Source organism: Tepidibacter mesophilus (assembly GCF_002724055.1).
In the GTDB taxonomy this organism is placed as follows: domain Bacteria; phylum Bacillota; class Clostridia; order Peptostreptococcales; family Peptostreptococcaceae; genus Tepidibacter_A; species Tepidibacter_A mesophilus.
Window position 1 is genome coordinate 41,521 of record NZ_BDQY01000005.1, and the last position, 14,611, is coordinate 56,131.

12 protein-coding genes and 1 riboswitch are annotated in these 14,611 nt (G+C 28.7%); of the genes, 2 read left to right on the top strand and 10 right to left on the bottom strand.

The window, feature by feature from the left end; all coding sequences use genetic code 11:
- Positions 1-12: 12 nt before the first annotated feature.
- Positions 13-960: a PstS family phosphate ABC transporter substrate-binding protein gene (locus Tmeso_RS05140; RefSeq protein ID WP_207653826.1), complete on the bottom strand. Its 948-nt coding sequence runs from the start codon at positions 958-960 to the stop codon at positions 13-15.
- A gap of 208 nt (positions 961-1,168) precedes the next feature.
- Between Tmeso_RS05140 and typA the strand changes: the two genes are divergently transcribed.
- Positions 1,169-2,986 carry a translational GTPase TypA gene (gene typA / locus Tmeso_RS05145; protein WP_099188905.1) on the top strand — a complete coding sequence of 606 codons (1,818 nt, stop codon included), beginning with the start codon at positions 1,169-1,171 and terminating at the stop codon, positions 2,984-2,986.
- A 165-nt stretch (positions 2,987-3,151) separates the two neighbouring features.
- Here the strand turns inward: typA and Tmeso_RS05150 are convergent, their stop codons facing one another.
- From Tmeso_RS05150 to Tmeso_RS05180, 7 genes are all read right to left on the bottom strand, one after another.
- Positions 3,152-4,426, bottom strand: a complete 1,275-nt coding sequence (locus Tmeso_RS05150; RefSeq protein WP_099188907.1) for a dicarboxylate/amino acid:cation symporter — start codon at positions 4,424-4,426, stop codon at positions 3,152-3,154.
- 113 nt (positions 4,427-4,539) lie between these two features.
- Positions 4,540-5,376, bottom strand: coding sequence for a response regulator (locus Tmeso_RS05155; RefSeq protein WP_099188909.1), 837 nt, complete (start codon positions 5,374-5,376; stop codon positions 4,540-4,542).
- Positions 5,377-5,380: 4 nt separating this feature from the next.
- Complete coding sequence (locus tag Tmeso_RS05160) at positions 5,381-6,631, bottom strand: sensor histidine kinase (RefSeq protein ID WP_099188911.1); 1,251 nt, start codon at positions 6,629-6,631, stop codon at positions 5,381-5,383.
- A gap of 11 nt (positions 6,632-6,642) precedes the next feature.
- Positions 6,643-7,740, bottom strand: a complete 1,098-nt coding sequence (locus Tmeso_RS05165) for an HD-GYP domain-containing protein (RefSeq protein ID WP_099188913.1) — start codon at positions 7,738-7,740, stop codon at positions 6,643-6,645.
- Positions 7,741-7,884: 144 nt separating this feature from the next.
- A complete protein-coding gene (pepF, locus tag Tmeso_RS05170) occupies positions 7,885-9,669 on the bottom strand; it encodes an oligoendopeptidase F (protein ID WP_099188915.1) in 1,785 nt (594 codons plus the stop codon).
- Positions 9,670-9,688: 19 nt separating this feature from the next.
- On the bottom strand, positions 9,689-10,528 hold the full coding sequence (locus Tmeso_RS05175) for a DegV family protein (RefSeq protein ID WP_187296236.1): 840 nt from the start codon (positions 10,526-10,528) through the stop codon (positions 9,689-9,691).
- Between the two features lie 73 nt (positions 10,529-10,601).
- Positions 10,602-11,258, bottom strand: coding sequence for an MgtC/SapB family protein (locus Tmeso_RS05180; RefSeq protein WP_242967873.1), 657 nt, complete (start codon positions 11,256-11,258; stop codon positions 10,602-10,604).
- 179 nt (positions 11,259-11,437) lie between these two features.
- Positions 11,438-11,621, bottom strand: a riboswitch (cobalamin riboswitch).
- Positions 11,622-11,781: 160 nt separating this feature from the next.
- On the opposite strand from Tmeso_RS05180, the gene Tmeso_RS05185 reads away from it, so the two are divergent.
- Positions 11,782-13,362 (top strand): DUF342 domain-containing protein, encoded by a 1,581-nt coding sequence (locus Tmeso_RS05185; RefSeq protein ID WP_099188919.1) that lies wholly within the window; start codon positions 11,782-11,784, stop codon positions 13,360-13,362.
- A gap of 61 nt (positions 13,363-13,423) precedes the next feature.
- Here Tmeso_RS05185 and Tmeso_RS05190 read toward each other — a convergent pair whose 3' ends face one another.
- Both Tmeso_RS05190 and Tmeso_RS05195 read right to left on the bottom strand, forming a co-directional pair.
- Positions 13,424-14,257, bottom strand: coding sequence for a mechanosensitive ion channel family protein (locus Tmeso_RS05190; RefSeq protein ID WP_187296237.1), 834 nt, complete (start codon positions 14,255-14,257; stop codon positions 13,424-13,426).
- A gap of 116 nt (positions 14,258-14,373) precedes the next feature.
- Positions 14,374-14,535, bottom strand: coding sequence for an aspartyl-phosphate phosphatase Spo0E family protein (locus Tmeso_RS05195; RefSeq protein ID WP_099188923.1), 162 nt, complete (start codon positions 14,533-14,535; stop codon positions 14,374-14,376).
- Between the last annotated feature and the right edge of the window lie 76 nt (positions 14,536-14,611).

Consider the following 14,611-nt stretch of genomic DNA (forward strand, 5'->3'; position numbering starts at 1 on the left):
TTTTTTAATCTATTATTTTTCTATTTGAGAAAGTTGCTTATCATAATCTGCTTGAGGTAACTTTACGTATCCAATTTCAGGAACTAATTCTTTACCTTCTGTTAAATAATAAGTTATAAACTTTTTAACTTCTTCTCTTTCTAAAGCTTCTTTGTTAACATATAAGAATAAAGGTCTTGATAAAGGAGAATACGTTCCATTTTCTACAGTTTCAGCAGTAGGTTCTATAGGTCCATTTCCAGAATCTATAGGAACTACTTTCAACTTATCCTTATTCTCTATATAATATGCATACCCAAAGAATCCTATAGAATTTTTATCTCCTGCTATCCCATTTACAAGTACGTTATCATCTTCACTTGCAGTATAATCCACTCTTATAGCTCCTGCCTCACCATTTACTTCTTCTGTAAAGTATTCAAATGTCCCTGAATCACTTCCAGGTCCGTAAAGTTTTATAGGCTCAGCTGGCCACTCATCTCTTACATCTTTCCATGTCTTTACAGTACTGTTAGGTTCCCATATTTTCTTTAATTCTTCTAAAGTTAAATACTCTACATATTCATTATCTTTATTTACTACAACTGATAATCCATCATACGCAACTTTAAGTTCTAAATAATCAATTCCAGCCTCTTTAGCTTTATTTATTTCTTTATCTTTTATAGGTCTTGATGCATCATTTATATCTGTTTCTTTAACTAAGAACTTTTCGAATCCTCCACCTGTTCCAGAAAAGTTAACAGTAACCTTAACTCCCTGATTCATCTTCTGAAATTCTTCTGCAACAGCCTCACTTATAGGATATACAGTACTCGAGCCATCTATTGCTATAGCTCCACTTAGTCCTGTTTGAGTTTCTTGAGTTTCTCCTCCGCATCCTGTTAACATTCCGATTGACAAAGCCCCTATTACACCAAGAGATAAAAGCTTTTTCATTTTAGTTTTAATAATTCCCATAAAACATTCTCCTTTCAGATTTCAGAACTTATTTTTCCCACATATTCAGAATACTATTCCTTTGTTATGTCAATGTTAAATAGATGTTATAGCTTAGTTAAATATGTTAATAATTTGTAAATAATAGTATTTTAGAAACTTTATTTGATTATTCATCAATTTAAGTGTACAATATAAGAATGCGATTTTTAAAGAAAGGGAGTTTATTATGTCGAAAAAACAAGATATTGTAAATATAGCAGTTATTGCCCACGTTGATGCAGGAAAATCTACTCTAGTAGATGCATTTTTAAGTCAAAGTGGTGTTTTTAGAGAGAATCAAGAAGTTGTTGATTGTGTAATGGATAGTAATGACTTAGAGCGTGAAAGAGGTATAACTATATACTCTAAAAACTGTTCTATCCAATACAAAGGAGTAAAAGTAAATATAGTTGATACACCTGGTCACTCGGATTTTTCATCTGAAGTCGAAAGAGTTATAAAAACTGTTGATACAGTTATACTACTTGTAGATTCAAGCGAAGGTCCTATGCCTCAAACTAGATTCGTTCTTCAAAAATCTTTAGAACTTGGAATCAGACCAATACTATTTATAAATAAAATAGATAAGAAAGATCAAAGAGCGGAAGAAGTTGTAGATATGGTATTCGATTTATTCGTAGATTTAAATGCTAATGATGAGCAATTAGAGTTTCCAATTATATACGGTATTGCTAAAGAGGGTATTGCAAAGAGGGAATTAGATGATGATAGCACTGATTTATCGCCTTTATTCGAAACAATACTTGAGCATATAGATGTATATCCTGATTACGATAGTGAACCTCTTCAAATGCAAGTATCGGCTCTTGGTTATGATGATTATATAGGCCGACTTGGTATAGGAAGAATTTATAAAGGTACTTTAAATGAAGGTCAAACAGTTGCTATAACGAAAAGAGATGGTTCTGTTGGCAAAGGTAAAGTAGCTAGAATGTTTGCATACGAAGGTTTGAATCAAGTTCCTAAGAAAGAAGCTAAAAGTGGAGATATAGTAGTTATATCTGGTATACCTGATATATCTATAGGAGAAACTCTTTGTAACGAAGCTAATATATTACCTATGGAAATGATAACTATAGAAGAGCCTACACTTTCTATGAACTTCTACGTTAATGATTCTCCATTCGTTGGGCAAAGTGGTAAGTTCTTGACTACTAGACACTTAAAAGACAGATTAGAAAAAGAACTTGAAGTAAATGTAGGTTTAAGAGTAGATCCTTTAGATACTACTGATGGATACAAGGTATCTGGTAGAGGAGAACTTCATTTATCTATACTTATAGAAAGCATGAGAAGAGAAGGATATGAACTTGCAGTTTCAAAACCGGAAGTTTTAATGCATAAAGAAGATGGTGTTTTACTTGAGCCAGTTGAACGAGTTATTTTAAATGTTCCTGACGAATATTCTGGAACAGTAATTTCTAAGCTTAATTTAAGAAAAGGGCTTATGGAAGGTATGTCATCTGAAAACAATTATACAAAACTTGAATATATAGTTCCTACAAGAGGTCTTATAGGTTATAGAAGTGAATTTATAAACGATACTAGAGGAGAAGGTACTATAGTACGTTCATTTGCGAGATTCGAAGAGTACAAAGGTGAAATACCTCAAAGATTAAACGGAGTTTTAATATCTCAAGTTAAAGGTGTTGCTATGGCTTACTCTTTATTCAACCTAAGCGACAGAGCAACAATGTTTATACCTGCTACTACAGAAGTTTACGAAGGTATGATTATAGGTATGAATTCTAGAAAAGAAGATATGACAGTTAACCCTTGTAAGAATAAGAAACTAACTAATACAAGATCTTCTGGATCTGATGATGCTCTTAAATTAACACCTCCTAGAACATTCACTCTAGAAGAGGCATTAGAGTTCATAGCTGATGATGAGCTTGTAGAAATTACTCCTGATGCTATAAGACTTAGAAAGAAAGTATTAAATGAAAACGATAGAATAAAATATAATAAAAACAGAAAATAGATAAAAAATAAAGGGCTTAAGCCCTTTATTTTTTATCTATTTAGTAAACTATAGGATTGTTATTATATATAACTCATTAAGATAGGTAACCTTTCATCTATTTTGAGCAACGGATCCAGTAGGACTCGTTGGCGACATGAGCTATGTGGTAGCATAAAGCGAATTTTAATTTAAAACTTCTTCTACTACTTTCTGGTTATAATACATTTCTTCACTAAATTCACCTTCAGTTTTAGCTACAACTATTGTACATACTGAGTCTCCAGTTATATTTACAACAGTTCTAGACATATCTAATACTCTATCTATACCAATTATAAGAGCTATACCTTCAACAGGAAGACCTACCGATTGTAAAACCATAGATAATGTAATCATCCCAACCCCAGGTACTCCGGCAGTTCCAACAGATGCAAGTGTAGCCGTTGCTATTATAGTTAAAAGTGCTTGAAGACTTAAATCAATTCCATATATCTGGGATATAAATACACAGGCAACTCCTTGCATTATAGCAGTTCCATCCATGTTTATAGTAGCACCTAGAGGAAGTGTGAATGATGCAACATTTTTAGATACTCCCATATTCTCAACAGCTTCTATAGTAACGGGTAGTGTTGCATTACTTGAGGAAGTCGAGAAAGCCACCCCAGCTACTGGTAAAAACTTTTTAAAGAATACTATAGGATTTAATTTACCTACGACTGTAAGTATTCCCATATAAGTACATGTTGCATGTATAATTAATGCTAATATAACTGCCAACATGTATTTTCCTAAGTTTGCCATTGCAGATAATCCAACATTAGCGAATGTATTAGCTATAAGAGCAAATACTCCAATAGGTGCAAACTCCATAACAACCATAACCATCTTCATTACTATTTCATTTAAAGATTCAAATATACCAATTACAGGTTTTGCTTTTTCTCCAACCAAAGCCATACTTATTCCCATAAGCAAAGAGAAAACTATTATAGGAAGCATATCTCCTTCTGCCATTGAAGCTATAGGATTTGTAGGTACCATAGCTATAATAACATCAACAAGCGGTTTAGACTCTCCAATAGTAGGTTCTTGCTTTACTATATTAGATAAATCAAGTCCAATACCAGGATTCATAAACTTACCGATTAATAAAGCTATACTTATAGCAAGAGCAGTAGTAAGCATATAGAAAACAAGAGTTTTAACCCCAACTCTTCCCAACTTCTTAACGTCCCCAATTGCAGATGCTCCACAAATCAAAGATACAGCCACAAGTGGCACTACAAGCATTTTTATTGCATTTATAAATACCTTACCACAAAGTTTGAATATTCCGTCTATTAATAATATGTCTTTTACATATCCTGATGGCATAGAATTCAGTATCAGTCCCATTATTAGTCCTAGCCCCAAAGCTATAAATATTTTCATTGTTAAACTAAGCTTTTTTTTCATATATTCCCCTCCTAATTTTTATATTATAATAACATAATACAAGAGGAATACAAAAAAATACTGAAATATTCAAAATAATACATTTCATTTTTCAGTAAAATGCAATATCGTAATTATTCAATTTCATTTTGTATCAATAATCCTTCTATAAATTTTTTAACACTTATTTTCCCACAAAGCGTATTTTTACCTCTTATATAATCCATTTGAGCTCTTACATCTTCAAAATTAAATACCAAATTTGAATATGTCGAAAAATCATCGTTCATGTAATCTTCAATTCCCAAGCTAGCTATATTATTTAAAGCTTTATTTATGGCTCTCCTTATCCTTTGCTCCATAGCTTTAGGATTATTGCTAAGCTTTTTACATATCTCACTAACCTTATAATTCAAATGTTTATCACCTTTTAATATAAGATATTCACATATATTTATTATATCTTTACTTCCTATCTCTCCTATTATTCCTAATTTCGAAAGAGAATACTTAATTTTTGCAATTTCCGACTTTTTACTTGCAACCTTATCATTAGAATCTAAATTTTTAAACATTCCTTTTATGCTATTTAAAGTAGCTTGCATTTCAATTTTTTCTTTTATATTATTTATAATATTTTCAACCTCTATTATATTTATAGGTTTATTTATAAAAAACTCTATTCCCTGATTATAAGCCTTAGCTATCATATCCTTAGATGATACCTGAGATACCATGACAAACTTAATATCCGGTTTGATACTCTTAACTGCCTTTACAACCTCTATCCCATTTTTACACGGCATCAATAAATCAACCATAACTATATTTGGATGTTTTACTAGTATTTCTTTTATACACTCTTCTCCACTCAAAGAATGCCCTATCACTTCCCCTAAATTTTTATACTCTATTATATTCTCCAAAACTTTTACAACACTTATATCATCATCGACTATATAAAATTTCATTCAATCACCCTTCTAATTTTTCTTTATCTATTATTATCTCAAATGTAGTGCCTTTATCATATTCAGATTCAACACTTATACATCCATTAAAATGTCCTTCAACCATACCTTTCACAATAGTAAGTCCTATACCTCTATTTATATCCCCTGTATCCATATTAAACTTAGTAGAGAAACCAGGATTAAATATGTAACTTTTATCAGAATCCTTTATTCCATTTCCATTGTCAGATACTCTAAAAATAAATTTCTCATCCTTATAAAAATAGCTAACATCGACAACACCATTTTTACTGTTTATAGATTCTATAGAGTTATTTATTAAGTTTCTAAGTATAGATATTAAAATATAATGGTCCTTAACCTTTATGTCACGCGCAGTATTAAAATTGACTTTTATACTAGAATTTATCGAATCTATATACTTAATCGTACTATCTTCAAGTATATTAAATATATAAACCAAACTCATTTCTTTGTGCTTTCCCTTTATATTAGTAACCTCTTCTATCCCTTTTATAACCCTTATATAATCTTTTTTTATTTCATGTATATCTTTAGTTATTGAAAGAGATATAGACTTTATATTATAATCTATATCCATTGAATCTAACTTTTCATACAATTTAAACGAATTACTCATAACCCCTTCTATATTATCCATATTTTTATTCATAAAATATATTTCTGTTTTCAGACTAGATATTAAAAATAATAGTTTTCTATATCTTTCATCATGTTCTTCTTTTTCTATTAAAATATTATATTCTTTTATTATATTTATAAATATAATAGTAATAGAACTCCGAACTAGACAAACAATAATCAAAACCTTTATATTGTGTATATCAAAATCAACATTATATCTAAATACAGTTTCGACCATATTGCCAACAAATTCGCTCATGCATAGTGATGCAAATAAAAAATATATATTCTTTCGATATCTAATATTCAGCAAATTAAATATCATCCCAAAACTCAAATAAAAAAATACTACAGGATAATTAACTCCCATAGAATAATAAAAACTATTTCCATCAAAATAAGATATAATAACTCTCAAAAAAAATACTACATTTGCCGTTAATATACTAGTTATTAGTATATCTACATTTTTAAAGAATATAAAAATAATAGACAAGAATATTATTCCGCTAGATACTCTAAAAGCATCATTAAATATATTTATATATATTTGAGACACAAAAGCTATAATTAAACTTATAAGTATATATTTTTTTAACTCTTTCACATTTTATCTCCTTAATTAGAAAATATATTTTCTAATTGTTTCTCTATAAACAAAGTGTTTTCCTCTATTAAATCTATAAATATATTTTTATGATTAACATTTTTACCATTTTTGTCTACAACCAATCTTAGAATAGGTCTGTCTAGCATATGCTTATTTTGATTGTATACGATTCCCTTAGAACTATCAGATAATTTAACTATAGACCCTTCTTTAAATTTTACTATTCTAGACAAAAACAATTTAACTATATCAAAATCAAAGTCATTGTGGCCCAAACTATATATATACTCAGAAGCTTTATATATAGGCATCTTTTTTCTATATGGTCTATCACTAGTTAAAGCATCAAAAACATCTGCCACAGAACATATTCTAGCTAACTCGTATATACTATCACCTCCCAATTGATTTGGGTATCCTTTCCCATTCCATTTTTCATGATGCTGTAAAATAATTTGCTTACTCATAGAAGATATTTCATTTCCATAATTATCACTTAAATATCTATATCCAAGTTCAGGATGTTTCTCAATTTCAATTCTTTCTTCAAACGTCAACTTTCCTGGCTTATTTAGAATTTCAGTATCTACAAAAACCTTTCCAATATCATGCAACAGAGCTCCTAAGGCCAATTTTTGAAGTTTAATTCTATCATATTGCATAAGAATACCAGTATAAAGACACGAAACCATAACATTTAAACTATGCTCATATAAATAATCATCTACCATTCTAATTTCATTTATACTATAAGATATATCTCTTTTAGATGTTATTACATCTAACAATTCAGATATAGTATTATTTATCATATTCATATTAAGCCCTATATCTTTACCCTTCTTAGCCATATTAAATTGATCTTTTATAACTTCTTTTACTTCTCTATATTTTTCAAGCGATATTGTATCACTAGGATCTATCCCTTCTGATATTTCATCATTTATATAAATATATTGTATGTTTTTTGAATTAAGTTGCGTAATATAATTAATATTTAACTTAACATTTTCCTGAAGTAACACTATGCCATTTGAATATATAGGTTTAGCTACATAATATTCATATTTTTCAACATCTATATAGTTAACATTTACAAGTCTCATCCTATCCACCCCACAAATTTTTCTACATTTATTATAAGTTCCAATATATATATTATCAAAGTATATTTTCTATATCAATGAGGATAAAGTCTTCATTTTAACTAAAAAAGAGAAATCAATTGATTTCTCTTTTTTAATTAACATCTATTTAGATTTTTCCAACTCATTTACTAATTCTTCAAAGGTATCAAGCGCTGTTTGTATTGCCTTTTCATCTTCCATATCAACACCAGCTTTTTTAAGTTGATTTAAAGGGTAATCAGACCCTCCACTTTTTAAGAATTCCAGGTATCTTTCTATAGCTTTAGAATCTCCATTCAATATATTGTGACTAAGAGCCGCAGCAGCAGAGAATCCAGTAGCATATTTATATACATAAAAATTAGAATAAAAATGAGGTACTCTAGCCCACTCCATACTAATCTCATCATCAATACATACGCCTTTTCCGTAGTACTTAACATTTAAATCATAATATATATCACAAAAATCTTCATTAGTAAGTGCTTTTTGGTTTTCAGATTTTTCATGTATTATTTTTTCAAATTCAGCAAACATAGTTTGTCTATATACAGTAGTTCTAAACTGTTCTAAATAATAGTTTAATATATATAATTTTTCATCATCGGTCTTACTATTTTTAAGCATATAATCCATAAGTAGCTGTTCATTTAAAGTAGATGCAACTTCAGCTACAAATATCTTATAATGTGAATATAGGTAAGGTTGATTTTTTCTTGAATAATAACTATGCATAGAATGCCCAAGTTCATGAACCAATGTGAATAAAGAATTCAAGTCATCTTTATAATTAAGAAGTATAAATGGGTGAGAATCATAACTTCCCCATGAATAAGCTCCTCCTTTTTTACCTTCATTTTCATAAACATCTATCCATCTTTCATCAAAAGCCCTTTTTATCAACTCTATATACTCATTTCCTAATGGCTTTAAAGCTTTAAGTATTATTTCTTTAGCTTCTTCATAAGGTATTTTTATATCCAACTTTTCAACTAACGGAGTATACATATCATACATATGTATTTCATCCAACCCTAGAAATTCTTTTTTTAATTCTAAATATCTATGCATAGTATCTAAGTTTTTTTCTATAACACCTATCAAATTATCATAAACATTTAATTTTATATCATCCTCAAATAAAGACGCTTTTATAGCAGAATCATAATTTCTTGCTTTTGCATAAAAAATCTCTCTTTTAACACTTCCTTCTAGTGTAGCTGCAAATGTATTTTTATACTTACTATAGGTATCATACATATTTTTAAAAGCATTTTTTCTAACTTCTCTGTTTTTACTTTGCAAGAACTTAGAAAAATTCCCATGAGTAAGCCTGATCTTATCTCCTTTTTCATCTTCTATTTCAGGAAATTTAATATCTGCAAAGGATAGCATATCAAATGCATTTTCAGCAACATTTGCAACATCAGAGCTCATGGCTAAAATTTCTTCTTCTTTTGAAGATAATGTATAAGGCTTTTTTCTTAAAATCTGATTTATAAGCTTTTTATACGGATTCAATTTATCACTATTTAAATAGCTATTCATCTTATCTTCATCTATACTTATTATCTCCGGAATCATAAAAGATGTAACAGTTCCTATTTGAGTTGAGAGCATATCTGATTTTCCAGATAAAGACTGTTGCTTCGTATTTGTTGTATCTTCATGTTGTTTCATATGTGAGTATACATACGTATTTTCAGCTAATCTAGATATTTGTTCATACAAATTCAAAGTTTTATATAAATTATCTTCCGATTGACCTAAAATACCTTTGTATTTTTTTATATTTTCTAAAAGGTCTTTAATTTTTTCAAAATCTTTATTAAGTTCATCTTCATTCATATATATACTTTCTAAATCCCACTTAAACTCATCTTTAATCTCATTTCTACTATTTGACATATATTCCTCCTTATTTTATCTAAAAACTAATTAATAAAGCTCCTTCTGATGCATAAGAACCTATAGTTGCTCCTATTTCAGATACTATTATTTCCTTAAAGTTATACTTATTATTAACCATTTCTTTGAATTTTAAAGCTTTATCCAGTGCATTCGAATGACATATTGCCAATATTTTGTCAGAGATGTTAATTCCATCCGCTTCTATAAAATTAATTAATTTATTTAAACTTTTTTTGTCTCCTCTAGCCTTACTGAATATATTAACAAGACCATCTTCAACTTTTACTGTTATTTTTAAATTTAAGACTTGAACTATTTTTTCTTTAAAAGAACTTATTCTGCCAGCCTTAGCCGCATTTTCTATTGTCTCAAGTACAACGTAAGTCGAAATATCTTTTACATCTTTTTTTATCTTATCCACTATATAATCTATGCTTTTTCCATTTTCAATCATCCTAGCAGCATCTAAAACCAACAATCCAACTCCCATAGATCCATTTTTAGAATCTATTATCTCTATCCTTTTCTCAGCATCCTCTTCTAAGTACATATTTTTACCTATTAAAGCATTATTATACGTACTAGACATCCCAGAAGATAAAGATATAACAATAATATTATCTTGTTCACATTGAAATTCTTTTACAAATCTATTTGGAGATGGACTAGATGTTTTTGGAAGATTAGGTTCATTTCTCATTTTTTCGTAAAATTCTTTTTTAGTTATATCTACCCCATCCAAATATGAATCTTCATCAAATAAAATATTTAAAGGAATAACAGATATATTATATTTTTTTATTATATATTCAGGTAAATCGCACGAACTATCAGTTATTAATTTTATATTATTCAAAACACAACACATCCTTATACGTTTATTTAATAGTAGAATTAATCCAATTATATTTTTTATAAATAAAAATACTCTATTCATATCCAACTTTTATAACATTATCCACATCCAAAATATTCTTTACAACTTCCTTAAGTTCTATTTTACTATTATACACTACAGTAATTTTCATATCCCAATACTTATATTCATCATGAGATATATCTATATTTTTTATAAAAATCTTATTACCTTCTACAATATCTATAACCTCTGATGTTACATTTGAAATATTTTTTGTGTTAATATACAAGGTGCTAGTTTTACTAAGTAATATTTTCTTATCTATAAATTTCAAAGTATATAATGTCATAACAAGCAAAAAACAAGACACAAATCCTAAATAATAATACCCAAAGCCAATAGCTATCCCTATACAAGCAGTCACCCAAATACCAGCTGCAGTAGTAAGCCCTCTTATACTATCTGATGTTTTAAGTATCGCTCCAGCTCCTAAAAATCCAATACCGGAAAGTACTTGAGCTGGCATTCTAGCAGGATCTAGATTTACATATTGTATATATTCTTTAAATAACATCAAAGATGTAACCGCAACAACACAAGAACCTATCGAAACCAATATATGAGTTCTAAACCCAGCCCATTGATGAGATTTTTCCCTTTCAACGCCAACTATCCCCCCTATAAAAAGCGCAAGTAATAACCTAAATATCATTTCTTTATGCGTCATTGAATCACCTCTTTTTTTATTATATTATCATTTAAATTCATATATATCAAAAAAAACAGGCCTAATACAGGCCTGGGGCGAAAAAAAAATATTTAGGGAAAGAAAAATATATAAAAACCTGCCTAAGCGACGTACTAGGACAGGAATAATCTCTTTTTTCCTGACCCTTCCCTCCGAAGGCTGAAAACTTTATACAGGTAGGTCTCCTGACTTATGATTCATCTTACTCCCTATCCTTCCCGCAGAATAATCCACAGTGGTTTTATAGGCTTCATCATCAATTACAGTAGCGGGGGCTGCGACGGATTCTAACCGCTCTTCCCTGTTATCCTTTAAATAAGGACCTGTATACTTTGTTAAGTTTTCTTAATTATTATAATAACATATATTTTTTTCCTTTACAATATATGTAAGCATTATTTTTCCCACTTTCATTACTTTCAAAAAAATGTTATATTTAACTAAATATATAATTATTATTATCCGATATATTATATATGCTCAAATTAATACGAGGTGATTTATGTACATAATACAAAATGAATTTTTTGATATTTTTGAAGATAACGACAAGGTTTATATAAAGACAAAAAAACAAGGGTTTGATATTTCAAACTTTTCAGCTCTATTAACCTCACATCCACAAATCAGTATAACATATTTTTTAAACCTCAAAAACGCTTTAGAAAACAATTTAGATGATAATATAGAGATAGGTGTATTAAAGCCTAAAATAGAATTAAATGTATCACCAGATGATAGCGAAGCGTATTTTAAATTAAACATCTCACAGGATGAATTCAAAAATAATAAACAACAAATAGTCCAATCTATATTATCCGAGCTAGAATCAAACAATATAGTACATGGAGTAATTTACACTGTACTTGATGAAGATATAAAAACACAAGAAAATATCCTAATAGCAAAATCAACACCAGCTGTAAATGGGCAAGACGCTATAATAAAATATTTAGATTTGCCAGATAAAAAGCCAGATGTACGAGAAGACGGTTCAACTAATTATTATGAGATGAACCTAATATATGAAATAAATAAAAACGACTACTTAGGAGAAAAAATACCAGCCACTGAAGGTATAGATGGTTTAAATATAAAAGGCAATGTAATACCGTCAAAACCCGGAAAAGATAAAAGATTAAGTTATGATAGAAAAACAGTTGCAGAATTTGATGAAGATAGCAAAATAGTATTGAGATCCTTAACACATGGTGCTCTTTCTCACAACCATGGAAAAGTATCTGTTATAAAACACCTAGTAATCGATAGTGATGTTGGCTATGAAACAGGTAATATTTTTTTCGATGGATCAGTTACAATTAAAGGAACCGTTTGTGATGATTTTAAAGTTATAGCAACAGAAGATATTTCTATAGACAGCATAATGGGAATAGGAGCTGCCGAAAAGATAGTATCTACAAACGGAGATATCTATATAAAAGGAGGAGTTTGCGGAAAAGGAAAAACTTTAATTCATTCTAAAAAAAGTGTTTTTGTTAAATATGCTAATTCATGTACAATAATAGCTGAAGATACTATAAATATAGGGTTTTATTCCCTAGACAGTACTCTGGAATCTAAAAGTATACTCTTAAACCCCGAAAAAGGTAGAATAATAGGTGGAAAAATTAGCGCATATGCAAAAATAGTAACAGGTGCAATCGGAAACACTTCTGAAAGAAAAACAATAATAAACGTTAAAGGCTTCGATAGAAAAAAGATAAAGCACGAGTTAGATGAACTTTTAATAAAATATAAAAATTGCTTATTAGAGGTAGAGAAAAATAAAAAAGAAATGAAAGTTTTTGAAGGCAGAGTTGAAAACTTTGCTGAGTTAATAAAAATCAAAGAATACGAATATTACTACAATATACACGAAAAATTAATGGAAGAGTTGTCAGATTTAGAACAAAGACGAAAATATCTTTCTGACTATCTACATTCAAAAGGTGAAGGTGAGGTATCCATACTGAAAAACGCTTATCCTCAAACTTTCTTAGAAATAAAAAACCTTCAAAAAATAATAACAAAAAAAACTTCAGGAACTTTTTATGCACAAGACAATACCCTTCATTCAAAGTAAACATTCGATTCATGCCAAAAAAATTCAGATGGAGCAAATCTTCATCTGAATTTTACTATATCTATATATAACTTTCATATTCATCGGCATCTATGTTAATTCTCTTAGGATAAGCTATTTTAATTCCCTTTTCTCTAAATTTAACCAAAATCATTAATCTAGCGTTCTTTGCTATAGAAAAGTACTTAAAAGGAGCTACAACACCAGTAATAGTGTACTTAGCACCTACACTACTAGATTCTATATCAGTTATGCCATATACAGAAAATGGGCGAGATGGTTCATTCATTATATTATTAATTAAAAATTCTTTATATTTTTCATTTAACATTTGACATATTTCATCTAAAGTTTGTATAACAAGGTCAGGATCACATTCATATGAAACTCTAACATGAACTATCACTCTCATTTTTTTTCTACTATAATTCATAATAGATCTTATTTCACCATTTGGAAGACTTATTCTTCTCAAATTCCAATCTCTTATACTCGTACTTCTAAGTCCTATTTCTTCTACAGTTCCTCTAAAATCTCCATTTATATAAACATAATCTCCTACCTTCATCTGCTTTTCAAATAGTATAAAAAAGCCATTCAGTACATCCTTTATAAGATTCTGAGATGCAAATCCAGCTATAACTCCAAATATACCAGCTCCAGTTAGTATAGTTGACTGATTCAAATCAATTATTCCAAATTCTTTTAATACCAATATACAAGCTGTAAAAAACGATAAATAATAAGATATAGATACTATTATACTCCTCAACGTATTTTCTCTTTGAATGTCAAATTTAGTTATATCAAATACTTTTTTAGTTATATACTTTATAATTTTCATAAATACGTAACTAGATATTATTATCAATATAGAATTTATAAACCTAATCATACACATTCTCCTTAACCTTATATCTGTTGATTAATATTTAAATTATCTCCATATATAATAATCAATATACTTTTATTATAAACAAAAAGAAGCGACATTCATCGCTTCTTTTTCATTTAAAAATTTTGTAGTTTTAAATATTCATTTATGCATATATCTATCTTCTGACTTGTACTTAATATTTCATCTCTAAAAATATCTGGATATTCTATATATCTATTTATCTCTTCTCTTAATTCCTCTATATCTTTTTTTAATTCTTTTAATTTTTTTTCCATCTAATTATCACCACTTATTCCAGAATATTTAAACCCCTTACACCTTGATTCTATCAAAAAAATAGATTATATGTCA